This window comes from Mesorhizobium sp. WSM4306 (genome assembly GCF_007003975.1).
GTDB lineage: Bacteria > Pseudomonadota > Alphaproteobacteria > Rhizobiales > Rhizobiaceae > Mesorhizobium.
The window spans coordinates 186,710-209,698 of record NZ_VFTC01000001.1 but is presented as its reverse complement, the minus strand read 5'-3'; the positions used below and the strand labels follow the sequence as shown (position 1 = coordinate 209,698).

The window sequence follows — 22,989 nt, the reverse complement described above, 5'->3', positions numbered from 1 at the left end:
CGTCGCATATTGCCGGAAATGATAATCTGCAGACGACGCCTCCTATGACGGGCGACAAACGCCTTTTCCTCGATGTCAGGCAGTCGGCGACCGGTGTTTCCTGGGAACACCGGTTGAGCGAACGGCAGGACATGACGGCGCTTGCCATCGCGCAGGGCCACGGCGTGCCCGACATTGTCGCGCGCGTGCTGGCCGGGCGCGGTGTCACCGCCGACCAGGCCGAGCGCTTCCTCGATCCGACGATTCGCGACCTGTTGCCGGACCCGGCCTCGCTGACCGACATGGACAAGGCCGCCGCTCGTATCGCCGAAGCGGTCATGGCCAAGGAAAAAGTGGCGATCTTCGGCGACTACGATGTCGACGGCGCCGCCTCGTCGGCGCTGCTCAAACGCTTCCTGACGCACTTCTCCGTGCCGTCTGAAATCTATATTCCGGACCGCATTTTCGAGGGCTATGGGCCCAATCCGGAGGCCATGCGCGAATTGGTCTCGCGTGGCGCGACGCTGATAGTCACCGTCGATTGCGGCACCAACAGCGCCGTCTCCATCGATGCGGCCAAAGCCGCAGGCGCCGATGTCGTGGTGCTCGATCACCATCAGGTCGGCGGCGCGCTGCCGGAGGCGACCGCAGTCGTCAATCCCAATCGCGAGGACGATCTTTCCGGACAGGGCCATCTATGCGCAGCCGGTGTCGTCTTCCTCGCCCTGGTGCAGACGGCGAGGATCCTGCGCAGCCGTATGCCCGATGCCGCGCAGCCGGACCTGCTGTCGCTGCTCGACTTGGCGGCGCTCGCGACGGTTTGCGACGTGGTGCCGCTCATCGGCGTCAACCGCGCCTTCGTGGTCAAGGGGCTGCAGATGGCGCGCCAGCAGAAGAATGAGGGGCTGGCCGCCCTGGCGCGGGTGTCGCGCATCGGCGAGCCGATCAGCACCTTTCATCTCGCCTATCTGATCGGGCCGCGCATCAATGCCGGCGGCCGCATCGGCGACGCAGCCCTTGGCAGCCGGCTGCTCGCCACCGACGATCCGGTCGAGGCAGGCACGATTGCCGAGACGCTCGACCGGCTCAACCAGGAACGCCAGCAGATGGAGTTGGAGATGCTGGCCGCGGCGCGTGCCGAGGCCGATGCCGAGCTTGCCGGCGGCAATGGCCCTGCCGTCATCGTCACCGCGAGCACCAGCTGGCACCCCGGCATCGTCGGGCTGATCGCTTCGCGGCTGAAGGATCACGCGCGGCGGCCGGCCTTCGCTATCGCCTTCAACGCCAATGGCATCGGCACCGGTTCGGGCCGTTCGGTGTCGGGCTTCGACCTCGGGCGGCTGGTGCGCGAAGCGGCCGATGCCGGACTGATCGTCAAGGGTGGCGGCCATGGCATGGCGGCCGGCATCACGGTGGAGCGCGCAAAGCTCGGTGAACTCCGGGCCTTCTTCGAGGAGCGCGCGGCGGCCGAGGTGTTTCGGTTGCAGGACGAGGAAAGCCTGGCCATTGACGGCGCGCTTGCCGCCGAAGGCGCTAACCTTGCTCTCCTCGATGCGCTGGAAAAGGCCGGACCGTTCGGCGCCGCCCATGTCGCGCCGGTGTTCGCGTTGCCGCGTCATCGGTTGGCCGATGCTCGTGCTGTCGGCACCAACCACATCCGGGCCGACCTCCAGTCGGAAAGCGGCGGCCGCATCCAAGCCATCGCCTTTCGATCCGTTGATACCGCGCTCGGCGAATTCCTGTTCAAGAACCGCGGCAAGACGATCCATGTCGCCGGCTCGTTGTCGGGCAATTACTGGAACGGGAACCGCACGGTGCAGTTCCGCATCACCGACGCGGCAAAGGCCTGAGATTGCCGAATTCGCCTAAGCCAGAACCGTCTGCAGCCGCTTCAACTCGTTGATCTGCGCCTTCGTCGCCTGATAGCCGAGGCTGATCGCCTCGTCGGCGCGGTGGAATTCGGTCAGGCCGATATGGCTGAGCTTGGGCTGCAGCGACATGTCGGGCGGGTCGCCGGCCAGTCTTGCGCGCGAAATCCGATCCTGGATGATGTTGAAGGCCTCGACCATGACACCGGTGATGCCGAGGCGCGTCTGGTGCGCTTGGTGGTCGGGGTCGGCCTGGCCCGGCCGGGGCGCGTCCTTCTCGATGAACAATTCGCCGGCGCTGTGCTTGATGACGGCGGCACGGCCGAACAGATCGTAGTGAAGGTTGACCGCGACGACCAACGGCTGCTCGTAGGCTCGGCAGACCGAAACCGGCACCGGGTTGACCAGCGCACCGTCGACCAGCACGCGGCCGTTACAATTCACCGGCTCGAACACGCCGGGCAACGCATAGGAGGCCCGCATGGCGGTGATCAGCGAGCCGCTCGACAGCCATATTTCATGGCCGGTGCGGATTTCGGCGCCAACAGCGACGAAGGGTTTCGTCAGGTCCTCGAAGCGGATGCCGGCCATGTGCTCGCGCAGCCTGGCGTCCAGTTTCATGCCGCCGAACAGGCCACTGCCGCGCAGATTGAGATCGAGCAGGCCGAAGAGGCGGCGCTTGGTCAGGCTGCGTGCGAATTCCTCGAGCTCGTCCAGCTTGCCGGCGATGTAGCAGCCGCCGACCAGCGCGCCGATCGAGGTGCCGGCGATCATCGAGACTTCGATGCCAGCCTCGTCGAGCGCGCGCAGCACGCCGATATGCGCCCAGCCGCGTGCGCAGCCGCCGCCCAGCGCGAGCGAAATGCCTGTCTTCCCCGCAGGTTGCGGGTCAGGCACGCCGCCGGACGATGAGGGGCCATTGGCCTCCCGCGCGTCTGGTCTGCTACGCAATGACGCCCATTCGAGCATCATGATCTCCCTTGTCCCATGTCCGTTCTAAAGGAAGGACGTTTGAAAATAGTGAATATGAGTGGCTTGTGACTGTTGAATGGTTCACTTCCGATACGTCTGGTCCGCATCGAACAGCATCTTACTGCCATCGTCGGCAAGGGTTGCCTTGCCGTCGTTGAGCCCCACCGTCCGATAAAAACATGAACGCCGGCCGGTGTGACAGGTTGCGTCGTGGCCCAACACTTTCACGCGAAGCCATAAGGCGTCCTGGTCGCAGTCGGTCCGCATCTCGACAACATGCTGAAAATTGCCGGAGGTCTCGCCCTTCTTCCACAGCGCGTTGCGCGAGCGCGACCAGTAATGGGCAATGCCGGTCTCCAGCGTCAGCGCCAGCGCCTCGGCATTCATATGCGCGACCATCAGCAGGATGCCGTCCTCGGCATCGGTGACGACCACGGTGACGAGACCGGCCGCATCGAAGCGCGGCGAAAGGACTACGCCTTCCTCCAGCGCTTTCTTGTCTGCCGGAGCTTCGGGAAATTGCAGTGCCGACATTACCGGTCCTTGTTCGATCCAAAGATATTCAGGGGAGGCCGGGCCCGCAAAATGGCTGCATCCTACGCTTCCGGTGCTCACGTACTTAAATACGCTCAGCTCCGGACCACGGAAACCACCATTTTCGACTTAGGCTACGCCTTTGGCAGGTGTTGGCAGACGGTTAGCCGCGCACCATGGTGACGAAACGGACCTGCTCTTCTGGCGTATCCTTGAAAACGCCGGTGAAGGTCGAGGTCAGCGTGGTGGAGCCCTGCTTGCGGATGCCGCGCATGGCCATGCACATATGCTCGGCCTCGAGCATGACGGCAACGCCGCGCGGGTTGAGCACGTCCTGGATGACGCCGGCGATCTGCGCGGTCATCGCTTCCTGGGTCTGCAGGCGATGGGCAAAGATGTCGACGACGCGCGCAATCTTGGACAGGCCGACCACCTTGCCGTCGGGCAGGTAGCCAACATGCGCCTTGCCGATGATCGGCACCATGTGGTGCTCGCAGTGCGAGTGGAACTTGATGTCCTTGACGATGACGAGGTCGTCATAACCGGCGACTTCCTCGAAGGTGCGGCCGAGCTCCTCGGCGGGGCACATGTCGTAGCCGTTGAACATTTCGAGGAATGCCTTGGTGACGCGCTTCGGCGTGTCGATCAGGCCCTCGCGCTCCGGATTGTCGCCGGTCCAGCGCAGCAGCGTGCGAACGGCGGCCTCGACCTCGGCCTCGCTCGGCCTGTGGGTGACCGGCTTCTCCAGATAGTCGGAGGGGGGCATGATCTTCTTGATGACGGCATCCATTAAAGGCGTCTCCCGTAGTTCCTCTCTCAGGAGGAACGAGTTGAACGGACCACGACCTTTCGGGTGTTGGAAACCCGCCCGGTTTCCAGCCCGCAAGCGGCGTGAACGAATGGGCAAGGACGGCGGCTTTGCGTTGCCTTGTCGATACCCGACTGCCAGCATTATATATGGTCGTGCCCAGCGAATGAAAGACGCCATAGCGGCAATCGCTGTTCGCTTGGCGGCGACGGATTGGAAAAATATGATTGACGATGTCTACAATGCGAAAATTCTGGGTTTTGCCGGAAACATCGCACGCATCGGCCGGCTCGATCATCCCGACGCGACGGCACGTGCCCATTCCAAATTGTGCGGCTCAACGGTAACCGTCGATCTCAAGATGGATGACGGCGTCGTCACCGATTTCGCCCATGACGTGAAGGCCTGCGCGCTCGGCCAAGCCTCGTCCTCGATCATGGCTCAGCAGGTCATCGGCGCCAGCGCCGACGAACTGCGCGCGGTGCGCGACACCATGCTTAAGATGCTCAAGGAAAACGGGGCGCCGCCAGAAGGCCGCTTTGCTGATCTCAGATATCTGGAACCCGTGCGCGACTATAAGGCGCGCCACGCCTCGACCATGCTGACCTTCGATGCGGTCGTCGATGCCATCGGCCAGATCGAGAAGAAACGCGCCGAACAGGCGGCTTGACCCTATCCGTCCTGCGCCCGTCTGCTTTCGGCAAATTCGCTTCTCACCCAGTCGGCAAAGGCCTTGGCCGGCTCCGGCAGATTCTTCAAACTTTTGGCAACCAAAAAATAGGCCCCGGAGGCGACGTCAAGTTCGAAGGGCTTGACCAGCGCGCCCGACGCAATCTCCTCGCCGATCTGCAAAAGGTCGCCCAGCGCCACGCCGTGGCCGAGCAGGGCCGCCTGCTTCGACAGCGACACATCCGCCAGCATCGGGCCGCGCGCCGGAATGGCGTCGGCGGCCACCCCGGCCGCTTCGAACCAGCGCGCCCAGCCTTGACGGTTTTCCTCATGCAACAGCGTGTAGCGGGCAAGGTCGAGCGGCCTTTCGAGAGCCGGGCCCGACGCAAGCAAGGCCGGCGACAGGACTGGTGAATCCACGGTCGAGGCAAGCCATTCGGCCTCGCTGCGCGGCCAAGAGGTGGCGCGTGCGCTGAAGCGCAGGGCAAGTTCGGGCTGATCGCTGCGGAACTCGATCGGCCTTGGGTCGACCTCGAGGGAAACGTCGATATCGGGCCGCAACTGGCTGAAGCGGTTGAGCCGCGGCAACAGCCATACCGAGGCCAGCGATGGCTCGACGCTGACGCGAACCACGGACTGCGCCGGGGCCGCCACCAGGTCCGAAAGCAGCCTGTCGATGTCGTCGAAACTCCTGACCAACTGATCGAGCAAGCGCTGGCCGGCCTCGGTCAGCTCGACGCGGCGGTGATGGCGGTGGAACAAAGGCCGGCGCAGGAACTGCTCGAGTTCGCGGATCTGCCGGCTGATGGCGGCCTGCGAGACGAACAGTTCCTCGGCGGCCCGGCTGAAACTCAATTGCCGGCCGGCTGCCTCGAAACTCCGCAACGCCGTCAGCGGCAGCCGCCCGCGCTTCATTCGCATAACCCAAAGTTATCCGAAGCGGAAATTATACTCGTTTGAAGGCGAAGACCAGTGGGCGTCTAATCCGTCTCACAGGAGACACGGATATGATCCAGTTTCTGGAAATCTTCGGCGATGTGATGCGGATCGCGACGTTTCAATGGCATGGCGACAGGCGGCATCACGCCCCGCGCATCGAGGAAAGGCCGGCCACCCGCTGGGCGGCTCCAGCCGAGCGGCATCCCTTTCGCCGCTCGCGACCCTGAAGCCGACAGGGAAGCAAGTGAGTGAACGGGGATTGCGTTTGCCTGCCGAAGCTCACATCTATCGGCTTGGAAGCGCAAGCCGATCCCGCAAAATGGGTTCGGGATCACGTTCAGAAAGAGATCGCCGTGGGCGACCAGCACCGGCATGTGCATGCCACCGGACAGACCCAGCGCGGGCGCAACTGGCCCGGTCCCTGGCGCAGGACGCCTGGCCGCATTTTCGGCACGTCGCTGGTGCGGCTGTACCAGCTGACGCTGTCCGGCTTTGTCGGCAATTCCTGCCGGCATCTGCCGACCTGTTCCGAATACGCGCATGAGGCGATTGCCCGACACGGCCTGTGGGCCGGCGGCTGGATGGGACTGTTTCGGGTGCTGCGCTGCGGGCCGTTCGGAACGCATGGCATAGACCGTGTTCCGGAGGTGCTCTCCCCACGCTATGTCTGGTTCACACCTTGGCGTTATTGGCGGATCGGCAGGAAACGCGGCGAAGCCTGACGGCGGCGCTCTTGGCCCCTGATTCAGATCGCCAAGGCCGCATTTCTTTACGATCCGGTAGGGTTAATAACGGCCTGCACAAAGACTGCGCATTTGAGTCAAAATCGAGCCAAGACACTTCGTTAGGCGCCTCCTGTCATTCCCAGGAGAGCTCACATGCGTCGGATCGAAATCCATCCCTTCATCATTGCCGCGGTCCTGTTCCTGCTGGCCTGGTTCCTGGGGTTTCCGATGCGGGCGCAATCGGCGCCGCTTGGCGATGTCGCGTGCACCCTGATCCAGGACGCGGCGAGCGGCGAGACGCTCTATCAGAATGGCGTCTGCGACCGGCGCGTCAGTCCGGCGTCTACTTTCAAAGTGCCCTTGGCATTGATTGGTTACGACAGCGGCATCCTGATCGACGCGCATACGCCGCGCTGGGACTACAAGCCTGAGTTCAAGGCGGTGAAGCGCGACCACAAAACCGTCGACCCGACGGTCTGGGAGCGCGACTCGATCGTGTGGTACTCGCGCGAGATCGTGCGCCGGCTCGGCGCGAAAAGTTTTGCCGACTATGTCTCGAAATTCGGCTACGGCAACATGGATGTCTCGGGCGATGCCGGCAAGGACAACGGGCTCACGCAATCCTGGATTAATTCCTCGCTCGAGATATCGCCGGTCGAGCAGACAGCGTTCCTGCGGCAGCTGCTTGCCGACAGAATGCCGGTTTCTGCCAAGGCGCACGAGATGACCAGGGCTGTCCTGCCAAGTTTTAAGGCCGGCGACTGGACGGTGCAGGGCAAGACCGGCAGCACCAGGCTCGGCAACAGCAAGGACAAGCGATCGCTCGGCTGGTTCGTCGGCTGGGCCGAAAAGGGCGGACGCCGGATCGTCTTTGCTAGGCTTGTCGTCGATACCAAGCCGATCGACACGCCGAAAGGCCCGGCGACACGCGCGGCTTTCCTGAAGGATTTGCCGCAGCTGGTGAAGTGATATTGCCTTGGCTTAAACGCTTCGGCGAGCACGGATGAGGTGGCCGCCGGACTTGGCAGTCGTTGCCTTCGGAGCTCTGGAAAAGCGGGCGAAGATATCGCTGCTTTCGAGATCTTCGATCTCATCGAAGCCGAGTTCGTCCAAAGATTGCGCCAATTCATGGGGGACGAAGAAGCTGATCCAGGGCTCGCCGACAGCGGCGACGCGGGCTGCATGGAAGGAGAGGGCAGCCCGTCCCGCCGCATCGCGGTTCTCGGCCGGCTCGCTATAGTCGAAGACGACCTCCGAACCGGGCATGCCGGCAATCCAGGACAGGGTGCTGAAGATTGCGTCCTGGGTCAGATAAGGGACGACACCCAGCCAGATGAAAAAACCTGGCTCGGCCGGTTTTAGACCGGCCGATGCCAGCTCATCCGCAGGGCGCTGGCGCTCGAAATTGACCGGCACGAACGTTGTGGCCGGCGGCTCAGCTAGGCCGGCATCGGCGAGGCATTTGCGTTTCCAGGCCTGTGTCGCCGGGTGATCGACTTCGAAGACGGCGAGATCGGGATACGGATTGCGCAGCGAAAACGTGTCGAGGCCGGCGCCAAGCACCACCACTTGCGGGACGCCCCGTCGCACCGCCGACGCCAGCCAGTCTTCAGTAAGGCGGGCACGTGCGGCCACGAACAGGCGCATGCGCCGGCCGTGCTCGTCTTCCTTCTCGAGTTCCTGCGCTGCGGGCGCGGCTTCCCTCAGAATCGCGATCGCGTAGGGATCGCGAAACAGCGCCGCCTGCGGTGAGAACTGGTGGAGGGCCCGCATGCGCGCGACGCCCAGGGCAGTTCGGCTGGGTTTTGCGTCTTCCATGCCCGGGATTCCAACCTCGTGTCGGGGAAATTCGCAAGCCTGTGCGATTGGCCTGCGACATCTGTCGCGCCAATTCCTGACGGCTGCGCCAATGACGGCTCTTTACCTGATGCCGCGTGGCCTCTAAAACCCGCCCGCTGCCGGATGCCTCCGGCTTCACACCACGACCACCCGCGCTCGTTTGCGGGACTGGATAGGAGATACCTGATGCTGAATTCCGTTTCCCTGACATTTCCCGATGGCTCCGTTCGCGACTACGACGCGGCGATGACCGGTGCTGGGCTGGCCGAATCGATCTCGAAGTCGCTGGCCAAGAAAGCCGTCGCCTACGCCATCGACGGCACTGTGCGTGATCTTTCCGACCCGCTCGGCAAGTCCGGCAAGGTCGAAATCATCACCCGTACCGATCCGCGGGCGTTGGAACTCATCCGCCATGATGCGGCGCATGTGCTGGCGGAAGCCGTGCAGGAGCTATGGCCGGGAACGCAGGTGACCATCGGCCCGGTGATCGAGAACGGATTCTACTACGACTTCGCCCGCAACGAGCCGTTCACGCCGGACGATTTCCCGGTGATCGAGAAGAAGATGCGCGAGATCATTGCGCGCAACAAGCCGTTCACCAAGGAAGTCTGGTCGCGCGACAAGGCGAAAAAGGTGTTTGCCGAGAAGGGCGAGCGCTACAAGCTCGAGCTGATCGATGCCATTCCCGAGGACCAGGATCTCAAGATCTATGCCCAGGGCGACTGGTTCGACCTCTGCCGCGGCCCGCACATGGCCTCGACCGGGCAGATCGGCAATGCCTTCAAGCTGATGAAGGTGGCCGGCGCCTATTGGCGCGGCGATTCGAACAACCCGATGCTGACCCGCATCTACGGCACGGCCTGGGCCGAGCAGGCTGAACTCGATGCCTACCAGACGATGCTGGAGGAGGCGGAGAAGCGCGACCACCGCAAACTCGGCCGCGAGATGGACCTCTTCCATTTCCAGGAGGAGGGACCGGGCGTCGTCTTCTGGCACGCCAAGGGCTGGAAGATGTTCCAGAACCTGGTCAACTACATGCGCCGCCGCCTCGACGAGCAGGGCTACCAGGAGGTCAACGCACCGCAGGTTCTGGACAAGAGCCTGTGGGAGACGTCAGGCCACTGGGGCTGGTATCGCGACGCCATGTTCAAGGTAACAGTGGCCGGCGACGACACCGACGACGACCGCGTGTTCGCGCTGAAGCCGATGAACTGCCCGGGCCATGTGCAGATCTTCAAGCATGGGTTGAAATCCTATCGCGATCTGCCCGTAAAGCTTGCAGAATTCGGCAATGTACATCGCTACGAACCGTCCGGCGCGCTGCACGGGCTGATGCGTGTGCGCGGTTTCACGCAAGACGATGCGCATATCTTCTGCACCGAGGATCAACTCGCTGCCGAGTGTTTGCGCATCAATGACCTGATCCTGTCGACTTATGCCGATTTCGGGTTCGACGAGGTCAGCGTGAAGCTGTCGACGCGGCCTGACAAGCGCGTCGGCACCGACGAGGCCTGGGACCACGCCGAAGCGATAATGAACAGCGTGCTGGATACGATCCGGACGCGGTCGGGCAACCGCATCAAGACCTCGATCAATCCGGGCGAGGGCGCCTTCTATGGGCCGAAGTTCGAGTATGTGCTGAAGGACGCCATCGGCCGCGAATGGCAGTGCGGCACCACGCAGGTCGACTTCAACCTGCCGGAACGCTTTGGCGCCTTCTACATCGGTTCGGATTCGGAAAAGAAGCAGCCGGTGATGGTGCATCGCGCCATCTGCGGCTCGATGGAGCGCTTCCTCGGTATCCTGACCGAGCACTATTCCGGCCATTTCCCGCTGTGGTTCGCGCCGCTGCAGGTGGTGGTGGCGACTATTACTTCGGATGCCGACGACTATGCGCGAAAGGTTGTCGCACAGCTGAAGGCGGCGGGGCTTATCGCCGAAGCCGACCTGCGCAACGAGAAGATCAACTACAAGGTCCGCGAGCATTCGCTGGCCAAGGTTCCGGTGATCCTCGTCTGCGGCAAGCGAGAGGCGGAGGAGGAGACGGTCAACATCCGCCGGCTCGGCTCCCGCGACCAGGAATCGCTCAAGCTGACCGATGCGCTCAAGTTGCTGTCCGACGAGGCCACTTCGCCCGACCGCAGACGGCGCGCGGCCTGATCCATCGATATCTCCAGGAATGGCGGTGGAGCGATCCACCGCCATTTTCACATGCCTGTCACGCCAACCCTGTAACGAGCCCCCATGCTCAAGCTGAAAACGCGGGAAAGACCGTTTCCCGAGCTCTCCTATGCCAATGCGAGCCAGCCGGCGCTGACGCGCTGGTTCATCCATTCCATCGAAGGCCTGTCGGGGCGCGACCGCTATGCTGCGCTCTACGACTTCTGGCGCCGCCAGGTGGCGCCGACGGGCGAACGCGTGTTCAGCCGCATGCTGGAGCTGATCGACGTCAAGGTGCGCAGCACCGATCAATGGCCGCCGGCGAAGCTGCCGGACACGCCGCTGGTGATCGTCGCCAACCATCCGTTCGGCATTGGCGACGGCATTGCCGTGCTGTCTCTGGTCGAGCAGCTCGGGCGTCCGTTCCGGGTCATGATCCACAAGGATCTGCTCAAGATCCGCGAGATGGAACCGTACTCGCTGCCGATCGACTTTTCCGAGACCAAGGACGCGGTGAAGAACAATATGGCTGTGCGCCATGAGGCGGTGCGGCTGTTGAAAGAGGGCGTCACCATCGTCGTGTTTCCGGCCGGCGGCGTCGCCACCGCGCCGAAAGGCTTTGGCCGGGCGCGCGACCTGCCGTGGAAGATGTTTCCCGCGCGCCTCGTGCAGGATGCCAAGGCCTCGGTGGTGCCGATGCATTTTTCGGGTCAGAATGGGCGGCTGTTCCACCTGGTCAGCGGCCCGATGAACATGGCCGAGCGTGAAGGGCGGGTGGCGAAATTCGTCGGCAGGGCGTCGCTGACGCTGCGCCTTTCAATGCTCATCCGCGAATTCGCACGGCTGTCCGGCAAGGCGATCGACGTTCGCGTCGGCAACGTGCTGCGCTGGGACGAACTGGAACCGCTGCGCGACCGCAAGACCTTGCTCGAGCGTCTGCATCGCGGCGTCTTCGACTTGGCGCCGGCGGCCCAGCCGCGCGGTCGCGTCCATTTCCTGCCGCGCCTGCGCAAGGCCGCCTGAGAAACGCTAACTAGGGCGTGTACTCATAAACGACGATCAGTCGATCAACGTTTCGACCAATCTCGGCCCTTTGCTCAATAGCTCCTAGGGCAGTGGGAGCGGTTTGTCGCTGAGTGTACGCAAGTAGGCGATCAGGTTGACCCGTTCGGTCTCGTCCGGGACGCCAGGCACCTCCATGTAAACGCCCGGCGTGGTGAGCATGGGCTCAAGCAGATATTTGTTCAGGTCCTCGTACGTCCATACACCCTCCAAGCCCAGCAAGGTGTCGGAGTAACGCATATTTGCCATGGATGCCTTGTCGCGGCCGACGACGCCCCATAAGTTCGGTCCCGTTTTGATCCCTCCCTGTGGCTCGGCATTGTGGCAACCGTGGCACACATGTGTGAAGTAGGTTCGGCCTTTCTCGACATCGGCAGCAGCCAACTTCATCGAGATCGGGGCTGGTGTTGGCAAGACGACGCCGTGCGACATGAGATAGTCAGCGATTTCGCGTTGCCCCTTGAATTTTGCCAGATGGAGCGGTGTCTTGCCGTCCTTTGTCTTCGCATTCACGTCCGCGCCGGCCTCAACCAGTGCTTTCACGCAATCGAGACAACCGAGATTGACCGCGATGTGGATAGCGTTTTCGCGGCTGCGCTTCGAATTTGGATTTGCGCCCCCGTCCAGCAACAGATTGATCAAATCGATCCTGCGTTTTGCCAAAGCCAGCATAAGGGCAGGACCCAAACGCGGGTCCGGGACGGCGTTGACGTTGGCACCGCGTTCCACGAGCAGTTTTGCCGCCGCAAAATGCCCGCCCCTGACCGCAAGATAGAGTGGTGTCGCGTGCCCATCGCTCTCATCGACGCCGGCGCCTGCATCGAGCGCCGCCGTGATCGCCGCGACATCGCCCTTCGTGGCGGCGTCGTGAATATCGGCGGCGTGCGATTCAATCGGCATGTGTGCAAGCAGTAGTGGAATGAAGAGCAAGGACATGCGCATTTGGCATCTCCCAAGGCAATCCGCAGTACGCGTCATGCTTTCAAGGCGGCAAAAACATACCACGAATGCCTGATCGTAGCCACTCCAACCGGTGCCTAGAAACGAATCGCAAGGTCCATCCGTCCGGCTGTGGCTTCGGGTTTATGAGTCCACGATCTAGTCGGCGCCTTCCTCGGGATCGATCGCCGAGGCCTCCGTGGCCAGCACCTCGATCTCCTGGTTCTGTCCGGCGACGACGGTAAAATCCTTCTGGTAGATGCGGTCGCGGTTCTTGGCGATGATGGTGTATTGGCCTTCGGCCAGCACCATCGAGGCGAAGGCGCCGACGGCTTCCTTGATCGGGTCGCCGGATTCGTTGAGCAGCGACCAGGATGTATCGGCGATAGCTTCGCCGCCGGTCTCGCGCACCAGCTTCATGGTCATCTCGGCCGCACGATGCTCGACCGTTGCTTCGGTCAGCTTGCCGGCCTCGACGCGGATGTCGGAGCGAATGACGGCATTCACCGCGCCATAGGTCGAGACGACATGGTAGACGCCGGCGTTGAGCCGCACGACGCTGTTCGGCTCGACATCGGGGATGATCAAGGCGCGGTCGCCATTGGCCTCGGCGGTGCCCTCATAGATGGAAAAGCGCAGCTTTTTCGGCGGAATGCGTACGCCGCCCGACAGCACCGCATCCAGCTTAAGGCCGCCGGCATCGAGCACCAGGCTCTCGCGCTTGGCGTCCTTGCCGACAGTGATGCGCTTGGTGGCGCCGGCGCGTCCGTAGGACGCATGGACGAGATAGCTGCCGGGTTGGAGCTGGAATACGGCGGTCCCGCCATGCGCCGAAGCGACCATCGGCAGCTTGCCGTCGCTGGAGGCTTCGGGCTTGAAGACGCGCCAGACAATGCCGCGGGTGATGTCGGCGCCCTTGTCGGTGAGCTGCGCCGACAACGTTATGGCGCCACCGCCACTGAGCGCCAGCGACGTCTCGCTCTTGGGCGATGTATAACTCGAAATATCGGGGAGTTTCAGATTGGAGATGCCGTCGGCATTCTGCGCCATGGCCATTGAAGCCGGCACCATCAACAGCGCGGCGGCGAGCCAGATCAGGAAAAGGCGCAATGTCCCCTCAAACATGCCTTGCGTTGAAGCCCAAGGCGGTGGCAATTTCAAGGCTTAAGAGTCCGATCCGCCTTGGCAACAGGCTCTTTCGTCCGGCGCGTCCGCGCCAATTGCCCGAGCCGCCCCGATCCGCGATGGCGCGCTTCAGCTCAAAATCGAATGCTTAAGGAGACCAGGCCCCCATGGTGTCGCCGATCATCGACTTCCTGCTGACCCGAAATTCCGCGCCGATCCCTGAGTTGAAGGAACCGGCGCCCAGCGATGCCGATATCGCGATCATGATCGCGGCTGCAAGCCGCGTGCCCGATCACGGCCGGCTGAAGCCCTGGCGCTTCATCCTCTATCGCGGCGAAGCGCGCCTCGAGATAGGCAGGAAGCTGGCCGCCCTTGCCGAACAGCGCGAAGGGCCGCTGCCGGAAAACCGCCAGAACCAGGAACTGGCGCGGTTTTCGCGTGCGCCGCTGGTGATCGGCGTGGTCTCGGTTCCGAAGGACAACCCAAAAATCCCGCAATGGGAAATGTTCCTGTCCGGCGGCATGGCGGCGATGAATCTGATGATCGCGGCCAATGCGCTGGGCTATGGCACCAACATGATCAGCAACTGGTATTCCGACGTGCCTGAGGGCAGGGCGCTGCTGGGACTGGCGCCGCAGGAGCGCGTCGTCGGCTTCGTCCATATCGGCACCTATCAGGGACCGGGGCCGGAACGGCCGCGGCCCGATCCGGCAAAACTCTATGCGGACTATACGGGGCCGTGGAACGGCTGAATGGTCCGCAAGCCATCGTGACCGGTTCAGGGTGGCTTGCCAGACGTGTGTGGCAGGTTCGACGATTCTGTGGGTTCCCTAGCCGCGCACACGCGAAAAGCGATGCCCTTCATCCAAACACACGCTAAGAGGGCGGCTTCGGTGATGCGCTGGCGCATCGACCCTGGGGTTGCGGGGCGTCGGCGGCATGAAGAAACGAGACTCGATGGGGGTGACCAAGGCCGACGATTTCGTCGTCAGCAACCAGCTGGTCAGCCTGATGCTGGCGCAGGCGTCGGAGAACCAGTATCTCGCCGCGATCTTCGATGACCTGCTCGACGAAGAGGGCTCCGAAATCTACATGCGTCCGGTCGGCGACTATGTCGCCATCGACCAGCCGGTGACGTTCTGGGCGATCGCGGAATCGGCGCGGTTGCGTGGCGAGATCGCCATCGGTTGCCGGCGCGTCCGCGCCACGCAGACCGATGCGCGGGCGCTGGGCGGCGTCACCGTCAACCCACTGAAGTCGGAAGCGTTGACCTACCTGCCGGAGGACCGGGTCATCGTCCTGGCGCGGGACTAACCCCAGCCGCCTTGGCGCGAGCCAGAAGCCGTTCGGCCAGCCGCAAATGCGGCCGGTCGTACATCTTGCCGTCGATGCCGACCACGCCAGGGTTTCCGGCCGCCTCAAAGGCGGAGACGATCGCCTGCGAGCGTTCCACCGCCTCGGCCGATGGCGTGAAGGCGGCGTTGATGACCGGCACTTGCGCCGGATGGATCGCCATCTTGCCGGTGAAGCCGTCGCGCTCGGCTTCCATGCACTCCGCCTGGAAGGTGGCCATGTCGCGGAAGTTCGGAAAGACGGTGTCGATGGCCGCGACCTCGGCGGCGCCGGCAGCGAGGATGGTCATGGAGCGGGCAAGACGGAAGACGTCGGTATAGCGGCCATTGTCGTCGCGCGCGGCGCGCGCACCGATCGCAGCCGACAGATCTTCCGCACCCCAGGTGAGGCCGGCAAGCCGGGCGCTTGCCCCCGCATAGCTCGCGGCGGCAAGCACGCCGGCAGCGGTCTCGGTGATGATCGGCAGGATTTTTATGCCGCCGTCCGGCAATCGGTTTTCGGCTTCGTGCACGCGCAGCTTTGCGGAGAGCTGCTGCACGTCCTGGCCGCTGTTCGACTTCGGTAGCATGATGCCGTCGGGTTTGGCCGAGACCAGGGCGGCCAGATCGTCGTCGGTCAATCCGCTCGAGAGATCGTTGACTCTGATATAGATGGCGGAGCTTGTCTGCTGCCTGTTGCCGGCAATGAAGCAGGCCGCGATGCCGCGTGCCGCCACCTTGTTTTGTGGCGCGACGGAATCCTCGAGGTCGACGATGACCACGTCGGCGCCGGCGCCAAAGCCTTTCTCCAGCTTCTTTTCGGAATCGCCGGGCACGAACAGCAGCGAGCGCATCAGGCTGCCTTTTTCATCATCATCGCCTGGCGCATGCATTTGGCGACGAGCACGTCGTTCTGATTGTAGGCGCGATGCTCGAACTCGACGATGCCGCGGTCGGGCTTCGATTTCGATTCCCGGACCGAGAGCACCGTCGTCTCGACACGGATGGTGTCGCCATGGAAAACCGGGTGCGGAAACACCGTCTCCTTCATGCCGAGATTGGCAACCGTGGTGCCCACGGTGATGTCATTGACGGAGATGCCGATCATCAGGCCGAGCGTGAACAGTGAATTGACCAGCGGCGTGCCCCATTCGCTTTTGGCGGCGAAGTCGAAGTCGATATGCAGCGGCTGCGGGTTCAGCGTCATCACCGAAAATAGCATGTTGTCGCTCTCGGTGACGGTCTTGCGCAGTGTATGCCGGAAGACATGGCCGACGACGAACTCTTCGAGATAAAGCCCGGCCATCGTTGTTCTCCTCTGCTGCCCGACGGTTGATAGGCGCTGCCCATGCCACCCGCAAGCCAGTTAATAAACATGGTGAACCGTTCGTAAACCTTTTCTGCCTAGGGTCATTCCTGGGGCCGGAAGCTTTCCGGCAAGGGGCGCAAGCAGGCAGTATGGTTGTCTCGCATTTTCTCAAATGGATCTACACCGCCAAGGTATCGGAGCGTGCGGCCGCGGCGAGCGCGCTCGCCAGGGCCTATATCAACGCTGAACTGCCCTTTGAGGACCGCTGCGCTGCGGAGGCGGCGCTGACGCTGCTGCTTGACGACGCCTCGTCGAAGGTGCGGCTGGCGCTGGCCGAGGCACTGTCGATGAGCCATCACGCCCCGCTGCAGATCATCAGTGCGCTCGCCTCCGATCAGCCGGAAGTGGCAGCCCTGGTGCTGGCGCGCTCGCCGCTGCTCACCGATGCCGACCTGATCGACCGTGTTGCTGCTGGTCACAAGGCGACGCAAAAACTGATCGCCGACCGGCCGGTCGTTTCAATGGCGGTTGCCGCGGCCATTGCCGAGATCGGCGAACCGGAAGCGTGCGCCGCGCTGCTCGCCAATGACGGCGCCGATATAGCGTCGCTCAGCTTTCGCCGCATGGCCGAGCGGCATGGCCATATCGCGCATTTGCGCGAGGCAATGGTCACCGATATCAGGCTGCCCGCCGACTGCCGGCACATGCTGCTGGTCAAGCTCGGCGAAACGCTGAAGGGTTCACCGCTGGTGATGGCGCTGATGGGGGCGGCCAGAGCCGAGCGCGTCACGCGCGATGCCTGCGTCAAGGCTTCGGTGCGGCTGGTCGAAGGCACGCGCACGGAGGAACATGCCGCACTCATCGAACATCTGCGCCTGCGCGGCGACCTGACCGCAAGTTTCATCATCCGCACCATTGCCCATGGCAAGGTCGACTTTTTCGGATCGACTCTGGTCGCGCTCAGCCAACAGTCGGAGCAACGGGTGCGGGCGCTGCTTGCCGGCGGACAAGACGTTGCGCTGCAGGCGCTGTTTCGCGGCGCCGGCCTTGCGGCTCCCACCCACGCCATCATCCTGCGGGCGCTCAAGATCTGGCGCGAGGTCGCCAATGGCAAGCGCGTCGCCGGCGTCCAGGAAGTCAGCTGGCTGATGCTGAAGGAACTCGGCGGCCAGTCCACCGAGGGCGATCTCGCCGGCCTGGTCAAGTCGATCCATCTCGACGCGCTGCGCGAAAACGCGCGTGGGCACGCGCTGGCGATCGCAGCGGCATAACTTCCTAATGCATGTCGCCCAGAAGTGTGCTGCGGTTCTGGGATAACGACATGCATCAAAACAAAGACTTAAAGCGCGTCGCTTGAATCCGTTTCAGCGCGACGCGCTTTAGCCGCGATCCTTGGCGAAAAAATCCGGGAAATCCTCGATCGCGGCGGCGATGATGCGCAGCGAGGCTGCGATCTGCAGCGTGTCGGCACTGCCGCTGCGCTCGCTGAGACCGGCTGCGTATTGCCGGGCGACAGCGATTGTTGCTGTCTGGGGATCGCCTGGTGCGCGAAACAGCAGTTCACGTGCCAGTCCGCGCAAGAAATTGCCGATCGAGAGCGCGGTTTCGGAAGGAATGGCCGGGCTTTGCTGCGCGGTGCGCAGGCGCAGGATTTCGAGCCCGACGGTGACGGCGGCGACGCTGCCGCCGAGGATGGCATCGCCTTTCCTGCCGGCATTCTGCAAGAGCGGCATCAGCTGGTTGATGCGGTCATAGGCCAGGCTCTCGAAGGCCGAACGCCGCGGAACACGCTCATGCAGGCAAAGCCGGGCCAGGTCCTCACGCATGGCGCGCACGATGCGGTTGGCCGCGAGCCATGGGTCGGCGGGCAGCACCACGATGAAGACGCCGATCGCCAGCAGGATGCCGACCAGCACCGACGCCGAGCCGGCGAAGAACGGGCCCGGAGCATAGGTCATCGCCTGATGCGGGCTGAGGAAGGCCAGGAAATTGATGGCAAAGGCGGTCGCCACACCAACAGTGCGCGGATTGGCCATGCCCAGCGCCGTCGGTATCAGGATCGGCACGACAAACAGCGTGAACCAGCCGAAGCCGGGCAGGGCAGGCAGCGCGACCTGGCCGACAAGGAAGGCAAAGGGCAAAGCCAGCAGCGTTCCCCTGAAGAAGCCCCATGACACCTGCACCGGGTCAGGCCGGGCGGCGAAAAGACTGGAGACGACAGCAACAAGAATGACGGTGCCGGCCGCGTCGGACCATTTCGTCGTCAGCCAGAAGGCGGCGACCGCCAGCGTGGCGAGGGCCGCGCGTATGGCATTGCGAAAAGCGCCGGGGTAGTCGCGGTGCACCACCAGCGCGGGCTGCTGCCTGTTGCCTTGACCAGGACGGGTCACCGGTGCGTGCAAAGCGTCGAGGCCGCGCAGCACCTGCTTGAAGGCTTCGGCGAAATCGGCGGCGATGGTGAGGCGCGTTATGGTTCCGACCCTGTCGTCGCCTTGATCGGTCGAGGCGTCGGGCATTTGCCGGGCCTTGCCGGCAATCGCGTCGAGCCGCGTCACCCATGGTGACGTGTCGTCCAGCGCCTCGGGCGTGGCTGCAAGTTCGCTGACCAGCGACTGCAGTTCGGAGCGCACCGGGATGAGTGCTGCGTTTTTCGGCGCGGCGTGCGAATGCAGCGCGCGCGCCGCCGACAGCGCCGACAGGAGCTGGCCAATGGTGCGCCGGACCGGATGGGCGCGGGTGGCGAAGCTCGGCGCTTCGAGCCGGGCATAGGTGCGCATCTCGGCCAGCGTCTGGGCGTCGCTGATCAGCTTGCGATGCAGGCCGGCCAGCGTCGCCGGGTCGCCGCCGGAAAAAGCGCCGCCGGCATAGATGGCAAGGTCGAGGATGCTGCGCTTCAGCCTGGAGATGATGGCCTCGGCCGCCAGCTTGGGCAGGATCAGCCGGCTGGTCAGCCCGGCGCAGACAATGCCGAGAACGATCTCGGCGCAACGCGCGACAGCGAGATCGACGATCACATGCGGTTGGCCGAAAGCCGGCAGACCGATGATCATTGCGGTATAACCAGCAAGTGCGGCGCCATAGGCTTCCGGGTTGCGCAGCAGCGACGAAACCAGCGTGCACAGGCCGATCCAGACGGACAGGGCAGTCACCAGAAGCCATGGATTGGCGCCGAAAATCGAGCTGATGCCAATCGCCGCAAGCCCGCCGGCCAGCGTGCCGAGCAGCCGGTAAAAGCCTTTCGCCAGCACCATGCCGGCGACCGGCTGGGCGACGATGAAGACCGTCATCATCGCCCATTGCGGGTGGTCGAGTTTTAGCGCGTAGGCAACGAGAAGCGCGATCAGGCCGGCCGAAACGGTGCGCAGCGCGAAAATCCAGTCCGAGCGTGTCGGCTGAGTCAGCCCCGCCAAACTGGCTTCGAAATAGCTCTTCAGCCGTGCCCAGATCACAAGCTGGTCTCCGTATCGGAAGCGCAGGCTAGGCCGGCTGACGCTCAGATATCCAGCACTTCCGTTGCGGCGAATTCGGCGCGTTCCTGGATGAAGCGGAAGCGGGCCTCAGGCTTGGTTCCCATCAGCGCATCGACCGCATCCTTGGTCGCCGCCACGGCATCGATGACATCGACCCTGAGCAGCGTGCGCTTCCTCGGGTCCATGGTGGTTTCCTTGAGCTGCGCGGCCATCATCTCGCCCAGGCCCTTGAAACGGCCGATCTCGACCTTGGCGCGGCCGGTGAACTCGGTGCGCAAGAGCTCGTCCTTGTGCGCATCGTCGCGGGCGTAGGCGACCTTGCCGCCTTGCCGGATCGAATAGAGCGGCGGCACCGCCAGATAGAGATGGCCGCCATTCACCAGGTTCGGCATTTCCTGGTAGAAGAAGGTGATCAGCAGCGAGGCGATGTGGGCGCCGTCGACGTCGGCATCGGTCATGATGATCACGCGGTCATAGCGCAGATCCTCGTCGCGGTATTTTGAGCGCGTGCCGCAGCCGAGCGCCTGGATCAGGTCCGAGATCTGCTGATTGGCGGCCAGCTTATCGTTGCCGGCGCTGGCGACGTTGAGGATTTTGCCGCGCAGCGGAAGGACCGCCTGGCTGGCGCGGTCGCGCGCCTGCTTGGCCGAGCCGCCGGCCGAGTCGCCTTCGACGATGAAGAGTTCCGCACCCGCCGCGGCATTCTGCGTGCAGTCGGCGAGCTTGCCGGGCAGCCTGAGCTTGCGCACCGCGCTCTTGCGCGACACTTCCTTTTCCTGGCGCCGGCGCACCCGCTCGTCGGCGCGCGCGATCACCCATTCCAAGAGCTTGGAGGCTTCCTGCGGATTGTCGGCCAGCCAGTGGTCGAAGGGATCGCGGATGGCGGTCTCGACAATGCGAATGGCCTCGATCGTCGCCAGCCGATCCTTGGTCTGGCCGACGAATTCCGGCTCGCGGATGAACACCGACAGCATGCCTGCCGCCGAGATCATGACGTCTTCGGAGGTGACGATCGAGGCGCGCTTGTTGCCGACGAGGTCGGCATAGGCGCGAAGCCCGCGTGTCAGCACATTGCGGAAGCCGGCTTCGTGCGTGCCGCCTTCGCCGGTCGGGATGGTGTTGCAGTAAGAATTGATGAAGCCGTCGCCGCCGAACCAGGTCACCGCCCATTCCAGCGAGCCATGGCCGCCCTGCTTCTCGCTCTTGCCGGCGAAGATTTCGCGCGTCACCTGGAAGTCGTCGCCGAGCGACGCCTTGAGGTAGTCCTTCAGGCCGCCGGGGAAATGGAATTCCGCCTTGGCCGGCGTCTGGTCCTTTTCCTTGATCAGAGACGGATCGCAGCTCCAGCGGATCTCGACACCGCCGAACAGATAGGCTTTCGAGCGCGTCATGCGATAGAGCCGCGCCGGCTCGAAGGCCGCGCCCTTGCCGAAGATCTGCTCGTCGGGATGGAAGCGGATCTTGGTGCCTCGGCGGTTGTGTACTTCGCCGAGCTGCTCCAGCCCGCTCACCGGAACGCCGCGAGAGAATCTTTGGCGGTAGAGCTGGCGGCCTCGCGCCACTTCGACCTCGAGATGGTCCGACAGCGCATTGACGACGGAGACGCCGACGCCGTGCAGGCCGCCCGAGGTCTCATAAACCTTGGAGTCGAATTTGCCGCCCGAATGCAGCGTCGTCATGATGACTTCGAGCGCCGGCTTCTTGAATTTCGGATGCGGATCGACCGGGATGCCGCGTCCATTGTCGGTAACGGTCAAAAACCCGTCGGCCGAAAGCTCGACGTCGATGAAGGTGGCATGGCCGGCGACCGCCTCGTCCATCGAATTGTCGATGACCTCGGCGAACAGATGGTGCATCGCCTTGTCATCGGTGCCGCCAATATACATGCCGGGACGGCGCCGCACCGGCTCCAGCCCTTCCAGCACCTCGATGTCGGCAGCGCTGTAGCCTTCGCTGCCATCCTTGGTCGCAACAGGGCGTTTCGCGGCCTGCACCAGCGGATCGGCTGGGCGCGCCGGTGTCCGGGTCGGTTGCGGCTGCTTTTCCAGATTGCCGAAAAGATCGTTGTTGTCGTCCATGCCTGCCATAGAATCCGGTGCCGCGAATCACCCGTCGATACTGCCACGCTTTTCAGCGCCAAGCGACGGAAGTTCCTGTTACGTTCGGGGATTTAACCCCTTCTTATCCTAAAACCTTTCGATAACCAAGCCGGCGGAAATAGGTCCGTGCGGACCGGCCGGGATTCCTGAATCTTTACCAAAGCGGCCTAGTGTGGGCCTCAATAAACAAAAGACCACCAGGTGTCAGGGGTTAGTTGTGAGGGGCAAGGCCATAACCATGATCGGCATCGCCGCCGTCTTCGGCGCGATCTCGATCTTTGCCGCGGATTTCTGGGTCAAGAGCCAGGCCAGGACCGATGCCGAGGAAAAGACGGCGGCGATCCCGGCGCCCGTGACCCCAAAAGTCGAGTTCAAGACCATTGTGGTGGCCAACGCACCGTTGCGTTACGGCATGGAACTTGATCGCGCACAGCTCACCGAAATCCCGTGGTCGGAAGCGTCGGTGCCGCAGGGCGCCTTCACCACCATCAATGCGTTGCTTGCCGAAGGCAGCCGCGTTGTGCTGTCGCCGATCGAGATCAACGAGCCGGTGCTGCTCAGCAAGCTGTCGGGGCCGAACGGCCGCGCGACCCTGTCCAACATGATGACGCCCGGCATGCGGGCGGTGACCATCCGCACCGACGAGATCGCCGGTGTCGGCGGCTTCGTGATGCCGGGCGACCGCGTCGACGTGGTGCTGACACGCGATGCCGGCGAAATCCAGGAAGTGGCCAAGAATGCGCAAGGCGCGGCCGGTTCGACCGTTACCTCCGAAATCGTCGTCGCCGACGCCAAGGTGCTGACCGTCGGGCAGGGCGCCGACGAGCGCCAGACCACGCCGCAGATCGCCAATTCCGTGACCATCGAGGTGACGACCGACGGCGCGCAGAAAGTGGCGCTTGCCCGCACCGTCGGCACCTTGTCGCTGTCGCTGCGCTCCTCCGCCGACGGCGGTGCCGCAAAGGACGGCGTCACCACCATCTCATCCTTCGGCGGGTCGGTCGCCTCCGGTGTCCAGGCTGCGGCCGGCGCGCTGTTCACTGCCGCGACCAAGGAGCCTGAGAAGCCGAAATTCAAGACGATCATCGTGACGCGCGGCACGCAGGTCGAGGAATACCAGGTTCCTGCGCGGGACCAGCCATAACTGCCGGTGGGGACCGG

The 22,989-nt window shown here is 63.6% G+C and carries 22 protein-coding genes; 10 read left to right on the top strand and 12 right to left on the bottom strand.

From position 1 onward, the window contains the following. Positions 1 to 44 precede the first annotated feature (44 nt). Positions 45 to 1,829, top strand: coding sequence for a single-stranded-DNA-specific exonuclease RecJ (recJ, locus tag FJV77_RS01115; RefSeq protein WP_142865031.1), 1,785 nt, complete (start codon positions 45 to 47; stop codon positions 1,827 to 1,829). Positions 1,830 to 1,844: 15 nt separating this feature from the next. On the opposite strand, the gene FJV77_RS01110 is transcribed toward recJ, so the two are convergent. The 3 genes from FJV77_RS01110 to folE all read right to left on the bottom strand — a co-directional run bounded on the left by FJV77_RS01110 (position 1,845) and on the right by folE (position 4,143). Next, positions 1,845 to 2,816, bottom strand: a complete 972-nt coding sequence (locus FJV77_RS01110) for a patatin family protein (RefSeq protein WP_142865500.1) — start codon at positions 2,814 to 2,816, stop codon at positions 1,845 to 1,847. Positions 2,817 to 2,900: 84 nt separating this feature from the next. Next, entirely contained in the window at positions 2,901 to 3,353 is a 453-nt protein-coding gene (gene hisI / locus FJV77_RS01105) for a phosphoribosyl-AMP cyclohydrolase (protein ID WP_142865030.1), read from the bottom strand. Between the two features lie 163 nt (positions 3,354 to 3,516). After that, positions 3,517 to 4,143 (bottom strand): GTP cyclohydrolase I FolE, encoded by a 627-nt coding sequence (gene folE, locus FJV77_RS01100; RefSeq protein WP_142865029.1) that lies wholly within the window; start codon positions 4,141 to 4,143, stop codon positions 3,517 to 3,519. A 241-nt stretch (positions 4,144 to 4,384) separates the two neighbouring features. On the opposite strand from folE, the gene FJV77_RS01095 reads away from it, so the two are divergent. Further along, positions 4,385 to 4,831, top strand: coding sequence for an iron-sulfur cluster assembly scaffold protein (locus FJV77_RS01095; protein ID WP_142865499.1), 447 nt, complete (start codon positions 4,385 to 4,387; stop codon positions 4,829 to 4,831). Positions 4,832 to 4,833: 2 nt separating this feature from the next. On the opposite strand, the gene FJV77_RS01090 is transcribed toward FJV77_RS01095, so the two are convergent. After that, positions 4,834 to 5,745 (bottom strand): LysR substrate-binding domain-containing protein, encoded by a 912-nt coding sequence (locus tag FJV77_RS01090; protein ID WP_142865028.1) that lies wholly within the window; start codon positions 5,743 to 5,745, stop codon positions 4,834 to 4,836. 65 nt (positions 5,746 to 5,810) lie between these two features. Continuing rightward, positions 5,811 to 6,143 (bottom strand): hypothetical protein, encoded by a 333-nt coding sequence (locus FJV77_RS32615; RefSeq protein ID WP_185973484.1) that lies wholly within the window; start codon positions 6,141 to 6,143, stop codon positions 5,811 to 5,813. Between FJV77_RS32615 and yidD the strand changes: the two genes are divergently transcribed. Both yidD and blaOXA read left to right on the top strand, forming a co-directional pair. Continuing rightward, the gene (yidD, locus tag FJV77_RS01085; RefSeq protein WP_142865027.1) at positions 6,123 to 6,491 is read left to right on the top strand and encodes a membrane protein insertion efficiency factor YidD; all 369 of its coding nucleotides are present in this window, start codon (positions 6,123 to 6,125) and stop codon (positions 6,489 to 6,491) included. The genes FJV77_RS32615 and yidD overlap by 21 nt on opposite strands. Positions 6,492 to 6,647: 156 nt before the next feature. Beyond that, entirely contained in the window at positions 6,648 to 7,463 is an 816-nt protein-coding gene (gene blaOXA / locus FJV77_RS01080; protein ID WP_142865026.1) for a class D beta-lactamase, read from the top strand. A 12-nt stretch (positions 7,464 to 7,475) separates the two neighbouring features. Here the strand turns inward: blaOXA and FJV77_RS01075 are convergent, their stop codons facing one another. Next, positions 7,476 to 8,312 carry an SAM-dependent methyltransferase gene (locus FJV77_RS01075; protein WP_142865025.1) on the bottom strand — a complete coding sequence of 279 codons (837 nt, stop codon included), beginning with the start codon at positions 8,310 to 8,312 and terminating at the stop codon, positions 7,476 to 7,478. 207 nt (positions 8,313 to 8,519) lie between these two features. Here FJV77_RS01075 and thrS point away from each other — a divergent pair, with 207 nt between their 5' ends. Beyond that, entirely contained in the window at positions 8,520 to 10,493 is a 1,974-nt protein-coding gene (gene thrS, locus FJV77_RS01070; protein WP_142865024.1) for a threonine--tRNA ligase, read from the top strand. 84 nt (positions 10,494 to 10,577) lie between these two features. Then, a complete protein-coding gene (locus FJV77_RS01065; protein ID WP_142865023.1) occupies positions 10,578 to 11,516 on the top strand; it encodes a GNAT family N-acetyltransferase in 939 nt (312 codons plus the stop codon). Positions 11,517 to 11,600: 84 nt separating this feature from the next. On the opposite strand, the gene FJV77_RS01060 is transcribed toward FJV77_RS01065, so the two are convergent. Both FJV77_RS01060 and FJV77_RS01055 read right to left on the bottom strand, forming a co-directional pair. Then, positions 11,601 to 12,497, bottom strand: a complete 897-nt coding sequence (locus FJV77_RS01060) for an ankyrin repeat domain-containing protein (RefSeq protein ID WP_142865022.1) — start codon at positions 12,495 to 12,497, stop codon at positions 11,601 to 11,603. A gap of 156 nt (positions 12,498 to 12,653) precedes the next feature. Further along, the gene (locus tag FJV77_RS01055) at positions 12,654 to 13,619 is read right to left on the bottom strand and encodes a hypothetical protein (RefSeq protein ID WP_142865021.1); all 966 of its coding nucleotides are present in this window, start codon (positions 13,617 to 13,619) and stop codon (positions 12,654 to 12,656) included. Positions 13,620 to 13,786: 167 nt separating this feature from the next. On the opposite strand from FJV77_RS01055, the gene FJV77_RS01050 reads away from it, so the two are divergent. Then, positions 13,787 to 14,371 carry a nitroreductase gene (locus FJV77_RS01050; protein WP_142865020.1) on the top strand — a complete coding sequence of 195 codons (585 nt, stop codon included), beginning with the start codon at positions 13,787 to 13,789 and terminating at the stop codon, positions 14,369 to 14,371. Positions 14,372 to 14,558: 187 nt separating this feature from the next. Continuing rightward, on the top strand, positions 14,559 to 14,933 hold the full coding sequence (locus FJV77_RS01045) for a hypothetical protein (RefSeq protein WP_246691103.1): 375 nt from the start codon (positions 14,559 to 14,561) through the stop codon (positions 14,931 to 14,933). Here the strand turns inward: FJV77_RS01045 and FJV77_RS01040 are convergent. Both FJV77_RS01040 and FJV77_RS01035 read right to left on the bottom strand, forming a co-directional pair. Then, positions 14,911 to 15,804, bottom strand: a complete 894-nt coding sequence (locus tag FJV77_RS01040; protein ID WP_142865019.1) for a CoA ester lyase — start codon at positions 15,802 to 15,804, stop codon at positions 14,911 to 14,913. The genes FJV77_RS01045 and FJV77_RS01040 overlap by 23 nt on opposite strands. Next, positions 15,804 to 16,256: a MaoC family dehydratase gene (locus FJV77_RS01035; protein WP_142865018.1), complete on the bottom strand. Its 453-nt coding sequence runs from the start codon at positions 16,254 to 16,256 to the stop codon at positions 15,804 to 15,806. The genes FJV77_RS01040 and FJV77_RS01035 overlap by 1 nt, the downstream gene beginning before the upstream one ends. A gap of 152 nt (positions 16,257 to 16,408) precedes the next feature. Here FJV77_RS01035 and FJV77_RS01030 point away from each other — a divergent pair, with 152 nt between their 5' ends. Then, positions 16,409 to 17,530, top strand: a complete 1,122-nt coding sequence (locus FJV77_RS01030; RefSeq protein WP_142865017.1) for a DUF2336 domain-containing protein — start codon at positions 16,409 to 16,411, stop codon at positions 17,528 to 17,530. A 108-nt stretch (positions 17,531 to 17,638) separates the two neighbouring features. Here FJV77_RS01030 and FJV77_RS01025 read toward each other — a convergent pair whose 3' ends face one another. Together FJV77_RS01025 and parE are read right to left on the bottom strand one after the other, a co-directional pair. Continuing rightward, positions 17,639 to 19,708 carry an FUSC family protein gene (locus FJV77_RS01025; protein WP_142865016.1) on the bottom strand — a complete coding sequence of 690 codons (2,070 nt, stop codon included), beginning with the start codon at positions 19,706 to 19,708 and terminating at the stop codon, positions 17,639 to 17,641. Between the two features lie 44 nt (positions 19,709 to 19,752). After that, positions 19,753 to 21,807 carry a DNA topoisomerase IV subunit B gene (gene parE, locus FJV77_RS01020; RefSeq protein ID WP_142865015.1) on the bottom strand — a complete coding sequence of 685 codons (2,055 nt, stop codon included), beginning with the start codon at positions 21,805 to 21,807 and terminating at the stop codon, positions 19,753 to 19,755. Between the two features lie 259 nt (positions 21,808 to 22,066). On the opposite strand from parE, the gene cpaB reads away from it, so the two are divergent. Continuing rightward, the gene (gene cpaB / locus FJV77_RS01015) at positions 22,067 to 22,972 is read left to right on the top strand and encodes a Flp pilus assembly protein CpaB (RefSeq protein WP_142865014.1); all 906 of its coding nucleotides are present in this window, start codon (positions 22,067 to 22,069) and stop codon (positions 22,970 to 22,972) included. Positions 22,973 to 22,989: the final 17 nt, after the last annotated feature.

What these genes read in the sequence shown, in the direction of transcription:
- hisI (WP_142865030.1), bottom strand. Translation starts at nt 3,353, where the DNA reads ATGTCGGCACTGCAATTTCCCGAAGCTCCGGCAGACAAGAAAGCGCTG.
- FJV77_RS32615 (WP_185973484.1), bottom strand. Translation starts at nt 6,143, where the DNA reads ATGCCGGTGCTGGTCGCCCACGGCGATCTCTTTCTGAACGTGATCCCG.
- parE (WP_142865015.1), bottom strand. Translation starts at nt 21,807, where the DNA reads ATGGACGACAACAACGATCTTTTCGGCAATCTGGAAAAGCAGCCGCAA.
- recJ (WP_142865031.1), top strand. Translation starts at nt 45, where the DNA reads ATGACGGGCGACAAACGCCTTTTCCTCGATGTCAGGCAGTCGGCGACC.
- FJV77_RS01040 (WP_142865019.1), bottom strand. Translation starts at nt 15,804, where the DNA reads ATGCGCTCGCTGCTGTTCGTGCCCGGCGATTCCGAAAAGAAGCTGGAG.
- FJV77_RS01095 (WP_142865499.1), top strand. Translation starts at nt 4,385, where the DNA reads ATGATTGACGATGTCTACAATGCGAAAATTCTGGGTTTTGCCGGAAAC.
- FJV77_RS01110 (WP_142865500.1), bottom strand. Translation starts at nt 2,816, where the DNA reads ATGCTCGAATGGGCGTCATTGCGTAGCAGACCAGACGCGCGGGAGGCC.
- FJV77_RS01065 (WP_142865023.1), top strand. Translation starts at nt 10,578, where the DNA reads ATGCTCAAGCTGAAAACGCGGGAAAGACCGTTTCCCGAGCTCTCCTAT.
- FJV77_RS01030 (WP_142865017.1), top strand. Translation starts at nt 16,409, where the DNA reads ATGGTTGTCTCGCATTTTCTCAAATGGATCTACACCGCCAAGGTATCG.
- FJV77_RS01075 (WP_142865025.1), bottom strand. Translation starts at nt 8,312, where the DNA reads ATGGAAGACGCAAAACCCAGCCGAACTGCCCTGGGCGTCGCGCGCATG.
- cpaB (WP_142865014.1), top strand. Translation starts at nt 22,067, where the DNA reads ATGATCGGCATCGCCGCCGTCTTCGGCGCGATCTCGATCTTTGCCGCG.
- FJV77_RS01055 (WP_142865021.1), bottom strand. Translation starts at nt 13,619, where the DNA reads ATGTTTGAGGGGACATTGCGCCTTTTCCTGATCTGGCTCGCCGCCGCG.
- FJV77_RS01035 (WP_142865018.1), bottom strand. Translation starts at nt 16,256, where the DNA reads ATGGCCGGGCTTTATCTCGAAGAGTTCGTCGTCGGCCATGTCTTCCGG.
- folE (WP_142865029.1), bottom strand. Translation starts at nt 4,143, where the DNA reads ATGGATGCCGTCATCAAGAAGATCATGCCCCCCTCCGACTATCTGGAG.
- FJV77_RS01060 (WP_142865022.1), bottom strand. Translation starts at nt 12,497, where the DNA reads ATGCGCATGTCCTTGCTCTTCATTCCACTACTGCTTGCACACATGCCG.
- thrS (WP_142865024.1), top strand. Translation starts at nt 8,520, where the DNA reads ATGCTGAATTCCGTTTCCCTGACATTTCCCGATGGCTCCGTTCGCGAC.
- FJV77_RS01090 (WP_142865028.1), bottom strand. Translation starts at nt 5,745, where the DNA reads ATGAAGCGCGGGCGGCTGCCGCTGACGGCGTTGCGGAGTTTCGAGGCA.
- FJV77_RS01045 (WP_246691103.1), top strand. Translation starts at nt 14,559, where the DNA reads ATGAAGAAACGAGACTCGATGGGGGTGACCAAGGCCGACGATTTCGTC.
- FJV77_RS01050 (WP_142865020.1), top strand. Translation starts at nt 13,787, where the DNA reads ATGGTGTCGCCGATCATCGACTTCCTGCTGACCCGAAATTCCGCGCCG.
- blaOXA (WP_142865026.1), top strand. Translation starts at nt 6,648, where the DNA reads ATGCGTCGGATCGAAATCCATCCCTTCATCATTGCCGCGGTCCTGTTC.